We start from the raw sequence: 18,834 nt of genomic DNA on the forward strand, positions 1-18,834 counted from the left end.
AGGAGTTGCACGTTTTGACTCCTCCTTCTAAACGAAAGTTCATTATTCTCTTGGTGGTGCAGGAGCCAGCACTTCTCGGTTGCCATTATGGCCCGGTGCACTGACGATCCCTTGAGCTTCCAACTGCTCTACAATACGCGCCGCACGGTTATAGCCAATTTTGAAACGGCGCTGAACGCCAGAAACCGAACCACGACGTGACTGAACAACATGTTCAACCACTTGATCGAAAAGGGGATCAAGGTCTTCATCGCTCTCCATTTGTTCGCCAGGTAGCAAACTTTCTGGCCCCTGGTCACCGCTGATGATCTCGTCAATGTAGTTTGGTTTACCACGCGCTTTCCAGTTGTTTACAACCGCATGCACGTCATCATCAGAGGCAAAGGCACCATGCACCCGGATGGTGTGACTCGAACCCGGAGGCAGGTAAAGCATGTCACCCATACCCAATAGCGATTCAGCACCGCCTTGATCGAGGATGGTACGAGAGTCGGTTTTGGTGGAAACGGTAAACGCCACTCGTGTTGGAATGTTCGCTTTGATCAGACCTGTAATGACATCTACCGATGGACGTTGTGTCGCTAGGATCAAGTGGATACCCGCCGCACGCGCTTTTTGCGCCAAGCGTGCGATCAACTCTTCCACTTTTTTGCCGACCACCATCATGAGATCCGCAAATTCATCCACAACGACAACGATATACGGCAGTTTTTCTAATAATGGTGGCTCCGTATCCATGCTATCCCCTTCTTGCCAGAAAGGATCGTGAATAGGATGGCCCGCGTCTGCCGCCATTTTCAGTTTCTCATTAAAACCTTTAATGTTACGCACGCCCATCACAGACATCAGTTTGTAACGACGCTCCATCTCCCCAACACACCAGCGCAACGCGTTGGAGGCATCTTTCATGTCAGTGACGACTTCCGCTAATAGGTGTGGAATGCCTTCGTACACCGAAAGCTCCAGCATTTTCGGGTCGATCATAATAAAACGCACATCTTCTGGGCTTGCTTTATAGAGCATGCTAAGAATCATGACGTTTACCCCAACAGATTTACCCGAGCCCGTGGTACCCGCCACCAACACGTGAGGCATTTTCGCCAAGTCTGCGACCAATGCTTCACCCGCGATGTCTTGACCTAATACTACGGTCGTTGGCGATGTTGCATTCTTAAACTGTGGGCTATCAATTACATCTGAAAGATAAACAGTCTGTCGACTCATGTTTGGTAACTCTAGGCCAACATAAGGCTTGCCCGGAATTACCTCCACGACTCGAACAGCGATGGCGGAAAGTGAACGCGCTAAGTCCATGGATAAGCTCGAAATGCGGCTAACTTTAACCCCAGGAGCAAGGTCAAGCTCAAAACGGGTAATCACAGGTCCAGGGAAGATCCCAACCACTTCCGCGGTGATCTTGTAGTCGGCCAGTTTAGACTCAACCAAGCGAGCAACTTGCTCTAGCGCTTCTCTATCGATGAAATTTTCACGTTTCTCTGGATGGTAAAGCAACTCAAGCGTCGGTAATGGCTCTTTAGGAACAGGTAGCGTAGTATCCTGTTTCATCAAAAACGGGTTCTGCGTCGCCGCCATATTTTGCTGCGCTTTAGAGACCATGTTTTGGAAGGCGACCACATCTTGATCTTGATCTTGGTCTTCGTCATCCTGAGTATCTTCGACAGACGGCTCTTCCTCTTCATCTGAATAGTCAACTGACGCGTCTAGTGATGGAGTCTCAAGTCGACTCGGTGCGCTCACCTCAATGTCTTCCTCTAATCGAGGTTGTCGTACGATTTCTTGTTCCGATTCCGTAAAAGCAACAGTGACAGGTTCATCAATTTCTTGAGATATTTTGTCCAACTCCACCATTGATATAACGTGCTCGTACTCCTCAACGTCGACATTGAAATCTGTGCCTTCGTCATGATTCGCTAGCAATGTCTCTTCTTTCTCTGACCGCGCAGCATCGCTCTGCGAGACGACAGAGTCAAAGAACTCCTCCATCAACGGCTCTGGCATATCGTTGGCGTGCATTGCCTCATGTTCAAGCTCTTCAATTGTTGCATTAAGCTTTCTGGCCCTTTCAAATGGCGAATCTTGGAAACTGTCTAGGTCATCGGAATCCACTTGATACTGCACTGTATTAGGCATGTGAATGGGGTATTCTTTACGAGGCGCAGGAACGTGAAAAGAAGCTGAAGTAGGTTGAGGCTCAACGACCATCTCTACCTGTACATTTTCATCTCGTTCAGGGACTGCAACACCTTCCTGACGCACAGGCTCAGAAAGTTCATCGTCTAAAGAGATTGTATTTAGCTTTGGAGAAAGCACTTCTGCTTGTTCACCGCGAATTCGATTTAGAAGCCATTGGCACGCATTTAAGGTAACACTGCCGACGCCTTCAACGATGGACAACCAAGAAATGCCTGTGAGTAGGGTGAAACCCGCTCCCCAGGCAAACAATAGTACCAGAGTGGTACCGAGCAAGTTCAAAGTTGGTAACGCAAGGCTATTGAGAACATCACCAAGTACACCACCTGATGAGAAATACCAAATATCATCAAAGTTGATGTCTGCTAAACCACAACTGGTCAAAATAAGAATCGCTAAACCGAGTAAGCGAGTACCCCATAACATAAGATCAATCTGCTCATCCTCTTCACGCTTACGACAGAAAATCCATGCTGCGATAATAAGCAAGATAGGCAGTGGATAGGCAAGTAAGCCAAAAGTAAAAAAGAGTGTATCTGCAACCCATGCGCCAAACTGGCCACCCGCGTTACTGATATCACCTCCCCACGAGGTTTGTGACCAAGATGGGTCTGCGGGGCTAAAGGTCAATAAAGAGATAGAAAGAAATACGGAGCTGAGCACTCCTAAAATTAGACAGCACTCTTTAAGTCGTTGAAAACCGTTCAGACGCAGAGACTGCACCTCTTCGCTTGTTTTAATAATGGTTTGTACTTTTTTAGCGTTCTCTTTGAACATAAATCAACTTGAATCATTTTGACTGAAACATTCCGAGCGGCAAATGCCGCTCGAATTCATAAGTCGATTTAACCATATCAAAAGGAAAAACCCAACGCTTGGAAAGAGAAAGCAGCGAGTTAAGCCACTTTCCTTACAAGAATTTAACGTGTTTTAATCACGAGCTGATTGGTTTGCTTCACTTCTTCCATAACTACGTAGGTACGAGTGTCGTTTACACCGGGTAAACGAAGTAGTGTATCACCAAGTAGTTTACGATAAGCACCCATATCGGATACGCGTGTTTTCAACAAATAGTCGAAATCACCGGAAACAAGATGGCACTCTTGAATATCATCAAGCTTTTGAACCGCTGCGTTAAACTGTTCAAACACGTCTGGAGCACCACGGTTTAGTGTGATTTCCACGAATACAAGTAATGAAGCATCAAGATACTGTGGGTTCAGCAACGCTGTGTATCCAGTAATATAGCCTTGACGCTCTAAACGACGCACACGCTCTAAACAGGGTGTAGGGGAAAGACCCACACGTTTAGAAAGTTCTACGTTTGAAATGCGACCGTCTTTTTGCAATTCATTCAAAATATTGCGATCGATACGGTCTAAATCCTTGGACGGCCTTTTGTAGTTATCTACCATTTTTTATTCCACCTTATTACTTCCTTGCAAAAAAATATACTACAACTTTTTAATATTCAGTATCAAATTTTGCCACATCACATCTATACTAGGCACAAATTCGACATTACACCCTACACATAGTCAATACAACCATAATAAATCGAGGAGTCAGGATGATTATTGGCGTTCCAAAGGAAATCAAGAACCATGAATACCGTGTTGGTATGATCCCAGCCAGTGTGAGAGAACTGATCTCACATGGTCACCAAGTTTTTGTCGAAACCAATGCCGGTGCTGGCATCGGTTTTTCAGACGATGATTACATCGCTGTAGGCGCATCCATTCTTCCTACTGCTGCTGACGTATTTGCCAAAGCAGAAATGATTGTAAAGGTCAAAGAACCTCAAGCTGTTGAGCGAGCCATGCTCAAAGAGGGGCAAATATTATTTACTTATTTGCACCTAGCTCCAGATTTTCCACAAACTGAAGAGCTAATCAAGAGCAAAGCTGTCTGTATTGCCTACGAGACTGTAACAGATCATATGGGTCGCTTACCACTACTTGCTCCAATGTCTGAAGTTGCAGGTCGAATGTCAATCCAAGCTGGTGCACAGACGCTAGAAAAATCTCACGGTGGACGTGGGTTACTTCTTGGCGGCGTACCAGGTGTGGAACCTGCAAAAGTTGTCGTCATTGGCGGCGGCGTAGTGGGTGCTAACGCAGCTCGTATGGCAATTGGCTTACGTGCGGACGTCACAATCCTTGACCGCAACGTTGATACTCTTCGTAAGTTAGACGAAGAATTCCAAGGCCGTGCTAAAGTCGTTTATTCTACAGAAGATGCGATTGAGAAGCACGTTCTAGAAGCCGATTTGGTTATCGGAGCGGTTCTGATCCCCGGTGCGGCAGCACCTAAACTTGTGACCAAAGAACACATCGCGAAGATGAAACCGGGTTCTGCGGTGGTTGATGTGGCTATCGACCAAGGTGGCTGTTTTGAAACATCACATGCAACAACGCACGCTGACCCAACTTATGTTGTCGACGATGTTGTCCATTATTGTGTTGCCAACATGCCAGGCGCGGTTGCTCGCACATCAACATTCGCACTAAACAATGCGACGCTTCCATACATTGTCAAGCTTGCAAACAAAGGCTACCGCGACGCATTACTTGCCGATAAAGGCTTTTTGTTGGGCCTTAATGTCATCCATGGAAAAGTGACATGTAAAGAGGTTGCTGAAAGTTTTGGATTGGACTACGTTGACCCGGCGGAAGCCATTCGTACGTTCAACTAATTTATTACGTTTGCCAACGCTATCATTAAAAGGCTCGCTTAAACGCGAGCCTTTTTATTATTACAGCAAGTTCTAAATTATAACTACAAAGTCTAGATATATTACTGCCACACATACATTTATTGGGGCTTTTTACTTCGAGAGGCATGGATAATAATGTTTCTTGGAGTAATATCCCGCTCACAAAACTCACATAATGACACATCGTACCCCTGCTCTTGCAGATACATTGCCTTATCATAGATCAACCACATTTCGAGCGCGCGTTGAAAAACTTGCTGCACCAAGCTCAACGCTTCCATACGCCAAAAACGTTCTACACCGCTTTTCTCATATTGGGCAAAACTTACCTTAGGCAAATGAAAACCCTTAACTTCAGCCGCCCATTGACAAAAAGCTTCAAAACCGAGAGAAAGTTGCGACTTTTTGATGCTCGGCACAGGCATATATTCTTGCAAGCCACACTCATGACGAAGCAACAGATCCAAACCAAGACGATATGTCATTTCTAACTCACGATGGCGCTGAACCCGATGACCGCCAGTCACCGTCTGTTGAAGCGGGATTCTCAGTTCACTTCGACTCAACTTCAAAGTAGAGCCTTTTGCCATGGTCGACATAGCTTGGTATGACGAATTCTGAACCAAATGATAACAACATGGCGCCAGGGTAATTGCGGCCAATCGCTTTTCACAACCATACTGCATCAAGCGAACATGTAAGTCTCCACACGCATGCAGCGCTACCGCATGCTGCTCGGCTTTAAAATACTGTTTAGCTGTCGGTTGCAAAGCATCACCTTGGACAAAATGTATCGGCAAGTTCAGCGCATTTGCCTCGGATTGGCCACTTTCACATAGAGATGATTGAAACTCAAAACTCGTAACACGCTGACCCGTTTGGGATGCCAAAACACGTCCTAGATACCCCTTTCCAGAACACCATTCCAACCACTCTTTTCCATAATGAAATGCCAAGCTATACGAACCCATTGCTTCAATTTGCTTAAGCTTTCGACCAGGAATTCCAATATCTAAACGTTTATCTAAGCCAATGTTGGCAGTCGGGGATGGTGCAAGAGAAATCGCCGCAAGTACAGCTTCGCTGCCTGGAATAAATCGACTTAGCTGTTCAACCAAGCTAGAAGTATCGGATTTGTAATGTGACAGTTCTTGTTGAGTGAGTGATTCCAACCAAGCGCACATCTCAGGGTGCGTTTCGAACCAAGGAAGTTTACTGTGCAAACTCTGATGAAACGGCTCAAAACGCCAGAGTCTTTCTTGCCCGGTAAGCCATTCATCAAGCAACAGAAATTGGTTTTGCATGTTTCCCCCTAAAATCGCGTCGCTATTCTAGGGGGAACAAGAGTGTGTGAAAAGGGATTTAACGGACAGGCAGGACAATGTCTTTAAACATCTCTTCAATTTCTACATTCGATTTAAGAGAAATCGCTTGCTCAACTACCGGGCGAGTTAAATGAGGGGCAAATCGCTCCATGAAATCGAACATATAGGAGCGTAAAAATGTTCCTCGGCGGAAGCCGATACTGGTAGTACTCGCCCCAAATAGATGGCTTGCGTCTATCGATACCAGATCTTTATCCTGCTCTTTGTCCACCGCCATACTGGCAATCACACCGACGCCAATACCCATGCGTACATAGGTTTTGATGACATCCGCATCGGTTGCTGTAAACACCACTCTCGGCGTTAATCCAACGCGATTGAACGCGGTGTCTAACTCAGATCGCCCAGTAAATCCAAATACATAAGTCACTAATGGATAAGAAGCCAAATCTTGAATAGTCACTTTTTCTTTCTTTGCCAATGGGTGATCTTTAGGTACAACAATCGAACGATTCCAATGGTAACAAGGCAACATAATCGCATCTTGATATAAATGAAGAGCTTCAGTTGCTATCGCGAAATTTGCCGTTCCTTTCGCAATCGCTTCAGACATTTGGCTTGGTGTTCCTTGGTGCATGTGCAAGGATACCTTCGGGTAGCGCTTGACGAAGCCTTTGATCACATCAGGCAACGCATAACGAGCTTGGGTATGGGTGGTTGAAATGTTCAGCGTTCCCATTTCAGGATTGGTGTACTCACCAGCAACGGCTTTAATGCTCTCAACTCGAGAAAGAATTTCTTGCGAAATCCGCACGATATCCTCACCCGCTTTGGTCACTTGCGTCAGATGCTTACCACTACGCTCAAAAATTTGAATACCCAACTCATCTTCAAGTAATCGGACTTGCTTACTAATCCCTGGCTGGGAGGTATACAAACTTTCCGCGGTGGCAGACACGTTTAAATTATGATTTACAACCTCAACAATATACTTCAGTTGCTGCAGTTTCATATTGGCCTCGTACTCCGTTACTAATAACAAATCCTACACATAAAAGTAAAATTCGCGCAAACTCAGTTCTCAAATATAATTATTAGTTATAACGTGTAAAAACTGAAATGAACAGAGAAATCGCGTCTTTCATTTGGTTGAGGCTGCAAAGAGTTTTTGGACTCTTGGATTTTGTAATCCACCCCGCATTCTTTGAGAGGCGTAACAACTTTTGATGATGAAAGCTTTTCATAACAGTAATAATCACTAAGAATATGATTAATAGGTACATGCCATCATTAGAATCGTGTATCCTTTGTCGTTAGCCGTTACTCTTTGAAGCAGACAACACAGATATGAATATTGGTTTAATCATCGTTCTGGTCGCCGTTTTACTGGTCCTTGTTATTGGTTACAACGTTATGTTGCAATACAAGGTCAAGGCTGAAACTGCGAAAAGACAAGAATCAGCCCGCTATGTTGCCATTATTGATGCAACCGAAGAGTTGATCGGGCATGCTCATCACTTACCTTATAGCAAGGACCTTTTAGTCTGCTTAAATAACCGCATTTTAGATGCGCTAGAAAACATGGCTTCACTTGATCCCAAAAGTAAGCAACTTGCACAGCGTGTCGAAGCGATGAAACAGCAAATAGATCATCTCAAAAATAACTTTCAAGGTGGGGAAAGTGCTGCATTTAAGGTACCTAGCAGCGACAAACAAGCCATCGTCATGTTGAAACTTGTGAAACGATTGAGAGATACCATTCGCAACGAGCACAACAAAGGTCGTTTTGATACTCAAGCATATGTTGAGGAAAACGCTCGTCTTGAAACCATTCAAATTCGTATTAACATCGAAAACGTCATTAAACGCGCACACGACTCTATTGCGAGAGGTCAAGCCGGTACAGCGGTTCAACTATTACGCAAAGGCATTGATGTGTTAAGCACTAAAAACGATGCATACTCAATACAAGCCAAAGAAAAGTTGGAAACTATGCTCAATGAATTAGACCGTAAACGTTCTGATAAAAATGCGGTAGAGTTGCAGCAAATGGAAGAAAAAGAGCGTAACAACGATATGGATGCACTCTTCGGCGATAAGAAAAAGTGGTAAGATTCCCCACAACGATTCTCTTTACAAAGGTCGCCAACGCGGCCTTTTTTCATCACTAGTTAAACTGATTTATGATGTCTCTCGAAGCGTACCAAGGTCTCCTTGACCCTATTAACCATTTTCTACAATGTGAAACACCTAGTGAATGGGTCGAGGAGGCCAAAAAACCAGAAAATCTTCCCACCATCTTGATAGATCATTTGCTTTGTGAGCTGAAGGCTGGGCAATCGGCTATGTATTTGATCCGTAAATATGCGGTGGATAAAGAAAGCTCGCATACCCTACTCGATTGGTTTAAGCCATACGAAAATTTTGCCTATCGTGGAATTGGCTCCATTGAAACACTAAAAGGCAAAAGTAACATTTCTAAAGCCATTATGGCTAAGTCAGACTCACCTTATAGCCAAGAGCTCATTGATAAAATGGTCTTACTCATTAAAGAGGAACTACACCACTTTTACCAAGTTCTGGAAATCATGTGTGCCAGAGGGATTGAATACGAAAATGTGACCGCAAGCCGTTACGCAAAAGGTCTGCTTTCACACATGAAAACACATGAGCCTGAAACACTGATCGATAAACTTATTATTGGTGGGTATATTGAGGCGCGCTCTTGTGAACGCTTCGCTAAACTTGCCCCTCACATGGATGATGATATTGCCAAGTTCTACGTTTCTCTACTGCGCTCAGAGGCTCGTCATTACCAAGATTACCTCACTCTCGCAGAGCAGATCGCTGGCAAAGATATCAGCGAGCGAGTTGCCTTTTTCGGTCAAATTGAAGCTCAGCTGATTTGCTCAAAAGACAGTGACTTTAAGTTTCACAGTGGCGTGCCTACACGCTGAAAAATTACTTACTGATTAACAAGTAAAAAGCCCGCAGGTAAGCGGGCTTTGATTTGCATGTGAAATTACCATTAAGGAGCAGAAACCACAGGTTTAGTTGGGTAAACACGTAACTTAATGGTTTGAGTGTAGTTCATCGCGTTTGATCGATATACACTAGTTGACCCTTCCCTATTAGCTTGAGTCCACTCAAAGTAATTTGATTTTGGCTGTTTTTGGATGACCAAATCAAAATAACCATCAGGTGTTAAAAACGCTGGAGACACGCTATTCAAATCGTAGCTAAATGTACAGGAGTTTTCATTTTCACCATTAACTACACTAAACGCTGTTACTTTCTCCCCTGTGTTAGAGTACGCACCGCTTGACAAGATCGGCGATTGTATATATGTGCCATAGCTATCTAGACGTAAGCTCGGACAACTCTCAGATAACTGCACAGTCAGCTTAGGTTCAGGGCTCAAAGTATAAAACGCAGAAGCGCTCATATCTCTGTTTTCCCAAATATCTTCACTTCCTACAACGAAATAGTTACCGCTTGGAGATTTCGGCTTAGCCATTGCTGGGAATAGCGCTGAGCTAGCAAAGAATTTCGCAGTCGCTGCTGAATTAAAATCAGAGTATGGATCTTTAACCTCAATGCTATCGACATCAGTTAATACAACACGATGCCTGTCAAGCAAATTGTCTGCAGCGATACGTACCAAAGCAACATCACCCGTTGGCTGCGCCACGGTATCTGTCCCACCTACGCCGTTATCTACTTGAACAGAAGTTGTTAAAGAGACAGCTGAAAAGTGATAGGTTTTATCAGCAATGGTAGCAATCAAGCCATTGTAATCTTTTGTATAAGTGCCGACTTTTCGCAATGAAGCGCCGATATCACATTGTTCGTATGTTGACTGTTCTAGCTGAGACGCAAAAATAATTCCATCGTTAAAGGAAACTAATGAACATGACTTATAGTTTTCCGGTGTTGGAGAGAAAAGGCCCCCATCAACTAGGAACGTTTTACCGACTAACGCTTGCTCTGTTGAATCATTCTCAGAACCATAAACAAAAACTCTAGTGACCTGTTCTTCAAGCGCAGATGCGATCACTGGAGTTTCTTGTTCGTTCACTGAATAGCTAGCTACAACCTCTAAACCAATAACGCCACCAACATCACCCGTTTGAATATAGGCAACCCATTTGTCTGACTCCGCTGTTTTTTCTTGCTCGGTCAGATTTTGATCAACCGCAATCGCGTTCGCAAGATCGGGAATGTTCTTCTTCTGTGTCCAGATGAATGGTTGATCACCAGTCAAAGTTACTTGTAGGTCAGTCCCTTGGGGCACATTAAACAGGTTTTTTAGCTCCTCTGGAGTCACATCAACAATATGTGTTTCATTTGATTTCATTTGTGATGGGAACTTAGCCGCTAGAGCCGCAATACCAGAATCAAACGATGCTGAGCGTTCAATCTGTTCATATTTAGTTGCCACTTCTAACTGATATGGCACCACCACATATTCACCTGTGGTTTTGTTGGTCACTTTTACAAAAAACTGGTGCATACCCGGAATGGAAGGCATGCCAGTCATCGCAAGCTCCAACTTATCCTCTTGAAACTTAGAAGAGTCTACTGGATTTACTTCACCCGCAACTTCACGAGTCACTGCTATCGAAAGACCCGCGATGTTTTGAATGGCATTTCCTCTGCCATCAACCACTTCAACATGGGTATCGGCTAGACTTGCGATAAAGTTCAACAATGAACGAACTTCTGTCACCTCAATGCTAGTGCCTTGCTTCAAGTTAAAAGACGATAGATAGCTTTCAATTGCTGACTTAAACAAAGGTGCAACATGATATTCCGTTGCAAGTTCAACGGTTTCTACATAGCCCAAGCCTTCACCTAAGTTTTTCACCTTCGCCTTAATATAGCTGTGACTGTTGGCAAGCTGCTCTTCAGACAACGTATTGACTGCATCGACAAACTCACTAAGTAAATCGATTCCCCATCCACGATGACCTTCAAAAAATGCGTTGTTCAGTGACTTAGCAACAATAGCTAAGCGTTGCTCTCCCACAGTCTCTGCGTTGAAGTAGTTTACATCCAGTACATTCTTTGGAGCGTCGTTGATTCTGGATAGAACATCAATCACTTGTTGTTCAACAACTGGGAGTTGTTCAGCGATTGTAGTTCCATCGCGCGATGCTAACTTTCTAGCTTCATCCACTAGAATCGTGGTTAGAGATGATACAAATGCGTTACTTGACGATGCTTCAAACAAAGCGCTTTTTATAAGGACCTCGTCAGGTTTTGTAACGGACTTAGTTTGATAGGCGACAGCCTGAAGCAGCAGTGGGTATTGCTTCAGCTCATTATCGACAAGGAACTGCCCCTCTGCATTCGTTGTTCCAAGAAGTTCACTTTCAGACGGGAAACCATCTTGGTTTCTGTCAGCATAAACGTTAGCATTAATGAAACGTGTGATGATAGCATTTTCACCTGCTTGCGATGATGCTACTACACTGGTAGATGATCCGGTTGTTGTATTGGCAACATTTTCTTCTGTACTGCAGCCCGCAAGTAACATTGCAGGAATGATCGTGGATAAAATTTTCTTATTCATTGTTTGCTCCATGCAAATCACGTATGGGGATGAATCCCCATACGGTATTATTAGTCACTTAAAATACTAGAATGTTAACGGAAGTAGATGAATCAGGGTCTAAAACAACTAAGTTGGTCAAACCGGCTTCTTCAATTGCTTCCCTACGCAGTTTTTCGTTGCCAAAACTTCTGTCTAGATAATCGGTGATCGATTTTCCAGAAACGCGGAATATGGCGTCCAAAGAGGCGACGTCTGCATCGTAGTTCATTAAGTAGGCTGGAGTAACAAGCGCTAGTGCATTATTTGACTTCCAAAGTCCATCAAACGCTAGTGATGGTGGCACAGCAGTGTTGTACCAGTTACCAGATACATTCTGGTCATTAGTAAACATACAACCCAAATCATCCAGAGCATAACATTGTCCTGTCCAAACCATATCGCCAGAAGCGATCAGGCTGTCACGCGCTCCCCACAAATGACCAAGACTTAGGAAACCTGGATATGACGCTTCAAACTGCGACTTCAACGCAGAAACCCATTTCGCAGTTCCTGTTTTGCCAGTGCGCAGCGAAGTTACCGAAGGATCGGTAGCTAGAGCATTTTGCAAAGCAGCGTCGTTGGTTGTAGCCACTGCAGCCGAACCAATTAAGTTCCCTAGAATATTGTCGCGTTCAGCTAAATGGCTATTCAGTTCTGAACGGCTGTACTGAGAGATGACAAAAATATCCGACTTTTTGATCTCTTCAATCATTTGTACAGCTAGACCATTTGATTCATTGGCGTAGTAATTTCTGCCTAATATTTCAATCGAATGAGTTGCACGTGGAAGATCGTCTATTACCATAGAGATATAACGGCCCATTTCAAACGCTTCAGGCTTATAAGTATCTGTACGGAAACTGTCGAACTTGTAAATCGATTGTAAATAGGCTTTTGCTGTAGCAGTACCACCATTGCGGTTAGTACCATACCAACGATTCAGCAGCCAAGACAGTCGGTTTGGTGTTGCACGAATTTCCGTTGACTTCCATTCTGGATCGTAGCTGATTCCTGGTACTTCATTGCCATTTGCGTCAACAAATAGATATGGTTCATTAACGTTGCCAAACTCAATCGCTTGTGCAGAAGCGGCTGGTAGCGGTTTACCAAGCGCCCAGTGATCGATCAAATCTTTCACTTCTTCACGAACCCCTGGCAGATCAATCAAAGCAAAGTCAACCCCACGTAGACCAGAAGGCTGGAACAAGCTCTCGATTGCTAGAAGTTTATCCATCCAAATACCTAAGTGTTCCGCTTCGTAACCAATATAAGAAGCGTTTTCTTCACTTGCACGGTTACTAAACGTTACTTTGTTCAAGAAGTCACCGTGTTTCGATTCTGCGATAACACGATGGGTGAAACGGTAAGATTTACCCGTCGATGAACTTGTCCAATAACGGTAACCGCTTTCGATCGCCTCTTTCAAATCTTGATCAAAACAAGACGTAGGAAGGTGGAACTTAGAAGTGTAAGCTTCGCCTGCCACTTGGCCTGCTAACCAGTTGGTATTTGCTAACGACCAAGGAGAGTTACCCGCCCAGTCTTGCTTGTACGTACCATCTGGCTGTCTTAGCTCTTGCTTCATATCCAAAATACACTGCTTTTCAGGTGTCTTCAGAATATCTAGGTAGAAATAAGCTTGCTTGTAAGCAGCTCTGGTTACATCACAGGCTTCTTGCTTAGCGGCAGTACTGACATCCAAACACGCTTCAGCAGGTGTTTTGTAGTTTCCAGTGAAATAGGCTTGGTAGTAGTCATCCACGACCATGTTCATTCTGCCGAATGTGTTCCAAGTGCTAAAGAGCTTGTTTATATAACGTTTGTTTTCGTTGAACTCTACGCGATTGCGACGGGCATTGACGACCTCAGAGCGAGAGTCGTAACGTTCAATGTAAGCATCTGTAATCGCCTCAACACTTGTTCCTTCATCAAAAACTAAACAGCCTGTCTCAGTAGTATTGCGGCCGCGACCATCAGTACAGTAACCGTACTCTTTTAGCTGTAGACCTTGCGATTGCAGATCATAACCTAAATCAAGGCTAGCCAGAGCAGAGGGTTGTGACATATCAAGACGCTTCGCTGCATCCTTTTTAGCCAGATCAACAAACTGAACTTGTGATTCATCACGCTTCACCGCAAGAATCTCTTCTTTTGTTTGGGCATCCGCGTCTACTTTTGGATGCACCGCTACCTTACGCTGATAGGCAAAACGAAGCGCTGCGCGGTCATACAAACCAAAGGCTGGGTGTACGCCAATTTCTGATGGTGTGTAGTCCATGATTGATGAGGTCGCTGAAACGCCTTTTAAATCCAGCGATCGCGCCTGTGCTTCCGTGAAAAAGTTATCACCATCGAAAGAACCTTTAAAGTTATGGCGAAGACCAAGGTTATGGCCAACCTCATGCACTAGAGTGGTCAGGTACTGATGGGTAGAAAACGCTAGGCTAACTTTAGCACGCTGTGCCAAGTTCAATTCATCCCAAGTTTTCAGAGTAAGCGCATCTTCCGGTAGGGTGCTGTCGACAAACATGCCTTCTTCGAAGAAGTCCAGTTCGGTGATGTCGGTTTTGTTCGCAACCATGCTAGCTGAAACACCAGAAAACTCCGCAGGGAACATGTTGTTCGCCATCATCATTTCTAGTTCAGTTTGCTTACCGAGAATATCAGCTTCCTGTACGGAGTTTTCTTCTGAAACGACCTCGCTGAACTGCTCTTGCACTTTAGAAATGCTTTGTTGCAGTTCTTGAACGGTTTCTGGTTGACCAACTATGGTATTTTTCGACAGATCGACAAATCTTTCGTCTCGATTTAAGGCAGCCGATGAGCCCAAACCGTAAGGCTGTACATCATATGGAGTAGCTAACTCTTTTTTATTATAGAGTTCAACTAACTCATCCCAAGCCGTACCAACACCCATTTGTGCAACACCTGGATACATAATGGTATATGCACTTAAAATTTCGCCAGTCAGTGGGTTTGACGTGCTTGGGCCAAAGCCCAATAAGCCTGCTTCGCTTGCTTCAGGGATAATGTGAATAACGTTGGTACGAATATCACCTACTTTAACGTTGCTCGGCTCGGTTGCATCCTTATTTATCAAAACCAGTTCAGGGACTAATCTTCCGTTTGGCGAGAATTTGTCCGCTAAACTCTTGTTCATATACTCAAAGCCTTTGACTGTTGCATCTAGCCAAACTTTGTTAACTAAATTGCCATTCGCGTCTTTGCGGAAGAACTCATCACTCAGGTGATACTCAATTTTCTCTTTTCGAGGGTCAAATCGGTTAACTAAGTAACCTTCATAACCCTGTTGGTTTTCAATGTAGTTTGGATCCAGCTTCTCATACGCAGTCTTAAAGAAGCCAAATTTGTGATGTTCTGGAAGATCGTAGTGAATTGGTTGGTAGCCCTTTGACGCGACAACGTCTAGACGCACCAATGAGAAGAACTCAGTTACGGTTTCTGGCTGCCCATTTCGACCAATTAAGTTGTGCTCATACTCAATGTTAATAACACCGCCTTTCGGGTCGAACTCTACATGGGTAACGGTCGTTTCTTCTTTGTCCTTCAAATAGAACTTGAAAATACGTTGAGCGTCATCAATGGACACTTTTTCGAAATCTGGGGTGAAGTGAGTTTTCTGCCACCAACGAACATCGGGATCGGAAACTTTCGTTTCTTTGTTGGTGCAGTCGCCGTAGGAGTCTTCCGCACATTCGTAAGCTTCATATGCGCCACCAAGACTAAACAGTCTGCGACTAACGTTCTGGCGTTGTTCGAAACGAGTCACTTCACCTTCGAAAGCAATATCGCCTTCAACCAAGTCGCCCATCAAGCCATCTTTTGTAAGTTTTAGTTGGACTAAGCGCTCGTCATTGATGAAATCATATAAATAAGGTGTTGTACCTGACGTTCTCGATACATCCCCTAGCGTCTGCTGGAATATCCAGATGCCATCTAGCGGGATTTCATATGCATCTCTTTCATTCGCAGCTGGAATTTTAACCGGTGCGTTAGAAGTAATATTTGCTATCGTTGTCTGATTACTGTCTTTATCCAAGTAATCGTATGCTTGGTCATCTGCACCACAGCCCGCCAAAGCGAAAGCTATAGCCGATGCTAAAACCACTTTCCTAAATGCCATGTTTGTTTCCTTTTTTTATTTGTTGCTTCCTAGAAGGAAAATGTAACTGTTGCTGAATATGAGGCTTTATCTTGGTCAAATAGATCGATATTGCCTAACGTACCGCGCTCTGCATCCTGATAAACACCCGAGGACGAAGCACTCAGAGAGGCAGACCATTGGTCGTTGATCGTATAACTGCCATAAATGGAGCCACCATATGTCCAACTTGAACGTCGTGTCCCTTGATAGCTGATGGTGTTGCCACCCAGCATCGAAATACCTGTAGAAAAAGAACCCCAAGACATGCTTGCACTACTGGAGAGTGAGTAAGTCCACTCGGTTAGCGACCTGCCAGCAATCGTCTTATATTCGTGGAAATTCTTTCTTAAGCGAGGAGATACGTTGAAATTGACATCCCAAATTTTAAAACTGACGGGTACTGCCAAACGGAAAGCAGTATTCAGTTCGTCTTTTTGAGAAGTTTCAGAAGTAGGAATCGTAAATTGGCCACTTAAACTGACTCGTCCAGTATCACCAAAAGTGAATAGGTTGGAATAGTTTACGCCCACTACAGAATCGGTAATGTAATCACCGGTTTTGTCTTCTAGCGTCCTGTATCCACCACTTGAAAAAAAGGCTCTGGTTTTATCTGTCAGTTTGTAGTTTAAGCTGCCGCCCCAAGAAAAACTTCTGACTGAGCGATAGTCATCTTTATCGTATATATTTGTGTCGTAAGTCAGTGACAAAGACCCGCCGACATTGCAAAGAATACAAGATGCACTTTCGTCGTTTTGAGTAGACTCTGCTTGCGAGCTATCTTGTGTTTCACTATTTTCCTCTGCATATAATGATGAAGAAAATAATGCACCTAATAGAATAGCTAGCGGAGTAATCCTCCACTTTTTAGTGTGTTGCATATTGTTAACTTCCATGAGAATTAAGTTTATTTAAATAAACTTAAGTTAAACGGTTTACCAAGCTCAATTTGTGCGTGTCCTTCGCAGAAATTTTTGGTAAGCCTATTAACCGCAAGGCGTTTACCATACGGTTAAATTCCATATTATTGTTAATCTACTGTTATCTCACTTTATAGCAAAATAATATTAAATTCTAAAAGATTCACTTTCTCTATATGTAACAAACTATGATATTTTTCGAGCTAAATCTCTTTTTCTCGTTCGATATTTGGGATGAGTAATCGGTATTGCTGAGAGTAACTTTTTCGTATAATCATTTTGCGGGTCATTGTAGATATCGACGGATTTACCGTACTCCACAATTTCACCAAAATACATTACTGCCACATTATCTGAAACTTGTCTCACGACAGATAAGTCATGCGATATAAAGATAATTGCCAAATTCATTTCTTGTTGCAATTTTAAGAGTAAATTAATAATTTGTGCTTGGACTGAAACATCTAGAGCTGATACTGACTCATCACAAATAAGTAATTTGGGTTTTAATGCAATGGCTCGCGCGATGCCTATCCGTTGACGCTGTCCACCCGAAAACTCGTGTGGGTATCGATTAACCGCATTGCTCGGCAAACCCACTTTTTCTAACAGTTCCAACACCCAGGTTTTACGTTCTTGAGGAGAACCTACTTTATGAATAATAAAGGGCTCTTCTAATATCATACCGATGGTATGCCTTTGATTAAGCGATTCGAGTGGGTCTTGAAAAACGATTTGCATTTCTTTACGCAGTGGTCTCATGCCTTTCGGTGAGAGCTTTGTAATATCACGCCCCTCAAAAAAAATTTTCCCATCGGTTGGCTCAAACAATTTTAAGATAGTCCGACCTAACGTGCTTTTACCACAGCCTGACTCTCCAACAAGGCCTAGCGTTTCACCGCGCTTTACACTTAACGAAACGCCATCAACGGCTTTGACTGTATAACCTTTTGAAAATAATTTTTTTCCTGAAACAAAATGTTGCTTTAGACCTTCGATTCTGAGTATCTCTTCCATAATCAACCTCGAAACTCTGGAAATTTGGAAATATCAATCGGCTTGATTTCAATCAGCTGTTTTGGTTCGTGTTCAAGGCTTGGCATCAATCCCATGAGGCGTTCGGTATAAGGATGTTTCGGTGAGTCAAACAACTCAAATACATCTGCATATTCAACAATCTTACCGCCGTACATAACGGCAACGTCATCGCATATTTCTGCCACAACACCAAGGTCATGAGTGATAAAGATCACCGCCATACCCGTTTCTTCTTGAAGTTCATTGATCAACTCCAAGATAGAGGCCTGTACAGTAACATCAAGGGCGGTTGTGGGTTCGTCACAGATCAATATTTCCGGTTTACAAGCCAATGCCATCGCGATCATAACGCGCTGTCGCATACCACCAGAAAGATTATGTGGATACTCATCCAGTCGTTTTTCAGGCATCGGAATACGCACTTTTTTAAGCATGTCCAAAGCCTGTTCACGCCTTGCTCTGCCGTCCAAATCTGGTCGATGAAGCTTTAGAACTTCCATCAGTTGTTTTCCGACTGTGTGAACGGGATTAAGCGCCGTCATGGGATCTTGGAAGATGATGGAAATACGGTCACCACGCATGGAGTACATTTCTTCCGCTGCTAAAGTCACAAGATCTTTGCCACGGTATAGGATTTGCCCGCCAATAATTCGACCATAAGGTTTGGGAAGTAAACCCATGATCGACATTGACGTGACACTTTTTCCACATCCAGATTCACCCACTAAACCTAGTGTACGTCCTTTTTTTACGTCAAAACTCACACCGTGAAGCACTTGCACGGATCCATCGTCTGTCTGGAACTCAGTTTCTAAGTTTCTAACGCTGAGAACTACTTCGTTGTTCATCTTCCAAATCCCTACTAA

At 43.8% G+C, this 18,834-nt stretch carries 12 protein-coding genes; 3 read left to right on the top strand and 9 right to left on the bottom strand.

Features of this window, described 5'->3' with window-relative positions; all coding sequences use genetic code 11:
• Positions 1 to 42 precede the first annotated feature (42 nt).
• On the bottom strand, positions 43 to 2,988 hold the full coding sequence (locus FC652_RS05155) for a DNA translocase FtsK (protein WP_176297733.1): 2,946 nt from the start codon (positions 2,986 to 2,988) through the stop codon (positions 43 to 45).
• Positions 2,989 to 3,131: 143 nt separating this feature from the next.
• Positions 3,132 to 3,626, bottom strand: a complete 495-nt coding sequence (gene lrp / locus FC652_RS05160) for a leucine-responsive transcriptional regulator Lrp (RefSeq protein WP_176297734.1) — start codon at positions 3,624 to 3,626, stop codon at positions 3,132 to 3,134.
• Positions 3,627 to 3,781: 155 nt separating this feature from the next.
• On the opposite strand from lrp, the gene ald reads away from it, so the two are divergent.
• The gene (gene ald, locus FC652_RS05165; RefSeq protein ID WP_176297735.1) at positions 3,782 to 4,906 is read left to right on the top strand and encodes an alanine dehydrogenase; all 1,125 of its coding nucleotides are present in this window, start codon (positions 3,782 to 3,784) and stop codon (positions 4,904 to 4,906) included.
• A 119-nt stretch (positions 4,907 to 5,025) separates the two neighbouring features.
• Here the strand turns inward: ald and FC652_RS05170 are convergent, their stop codons facing one another.
• A complete protein-coding gene (locus FC652_RS05170; protein ID WP_176297736.1) occupies positions 5,026 to 6,231 on the bottom strand; it encodes a methyltransferase in 1,206 nt (401 codons plus the stop codon).
• A gap of 58 nt (positions 6,232 to 6,289) precedes the next feature.
• A complete protein-coding gene (gene cysB, locus FC652_RS05175; protein ID WP_176297737.1) occupies positions 6,290 to 7,264 on the bottom strand; it encodes an HTH-type transcriptional regulator CysB in 975 nt (324 codons plus the stop codon).
• A gap of 335 nt (positions 7,265 to 7,599) precedes the next feature.
• On the opposite strand from cysB, the gene FC652_RS05180 reads away from it, so the two are divergent.
• Together FC652_RS05180 and FC652_RS05185 are read left to right on the top strand one after the other, a co-directional pair.
• On the top strand, positions 7,600 to 8,364 hold the full coding sequence (locus tag FC652_RS05180) for a DNA repair protein (RefSeq protein WP_176297738.1): 765 nt from the start codon (positions 7,600 to 7,602) through the stop codon (positions 8,362 to 8,364).
• A 71-nt stretch (positions 8,365 to 8,435) separates the two neighbouring features.
• On the top strand, positions 8,436 to 9,209 hold the full coding sequence (locus tag FC652_RS05185; protein WP_176297739.1) for a tRNA isopentenyl-2-thiomethyl-A-37 hydroxylase MiaE: 774 nt from the start codon (positions 8,436 to 8,438) through the stop codon (positions 9,207 to 9,209).
• A gap of 71 nt (positions 9,210 to 9,280) precedes the next feature.
• On the opposite strand, the gene FC652_RS05190 is transcribed toward FC652_RS05185, so the two are convergent.
• The 5 genes from FC652_RS05190 to FC652_RS05210 form a co-directional block, all read right to left on the bottom strand.
• The gene (locus tag FC652_RS05190) at positions 9,281 to 11,827 is read right to left on the bottom strand and encodes a hypothetical protein (protein ID WP_176297740.1); all 2,547 of its coding nucleotides are present in this window, start codon (positions 11,825 to 11,827) and stop codon (positions 9,281 to 9,283) included.
• Between the two features lie 58 nt (positions 11,828 to 11,885).
• Positions 11,886 to 15,992, bottom strand: a complete 4,107-nt coding sequence (locus tag FC652_RS05195; protein WP_176297741.1) for a zinc-dependent metalloprotease — start codon at positions 15,990 to 15,992, stop codon at positions 11,886 to 11,888.
• 29 nt (positions 15,993 to 16,021) lie between these two features.
• Positions 16,022 to 16,891, bottom strand: a complete 870-nt coding sequence (locus FC652_RS05200) for a hypothetical protein (protein WP_176297742.1) — start codon at positions 16,889 to 16,891, stop codon at positions 16,022 to 16,024.
• 225 nt (positions 16,892 to 17,116) lie between these two features.
• Complete coding sequence (locus FC652_RS05205; RefSeq protein ID WP_176297743.1) at positions 17,117 to 17,947, bottom strand: ABC transporter ATP-binding protein; 831 nt, start codon at positions 17,945 to 17,947, stop codon at positions 17,117 to 17,119.
• Between the two features lie 2 nt (positions 17,948 to 17,949).
• Positions 17,950 to 18,816 carry an ABC transporter ATP-binding protein gene (locus FC652_RS05210; RefSeq protein ID WP_176297744.1) on the bottom strand — a complete coding sequence of 289 codons (867 nt, stop codon included), beginning with the start codon at positions 18,814 to 18,816 and terminating at the stop codon, positions 17,950 to 17,952.
• Positions 18,817 to 18,834: the final 18 nt, after the last annotated feature.

This window comes from Vibrio sp. 05-20-BW147 (genome assembly GCF_013369385.1).
In the GTDB taxonomy this organism is placed as follows: domain Bacteria; phylum Pseudomonadota; class Gammaproteobacteria; order Enterobacterales; family Vibrionaceae; genus Vibrio; species Vibrio floridensis.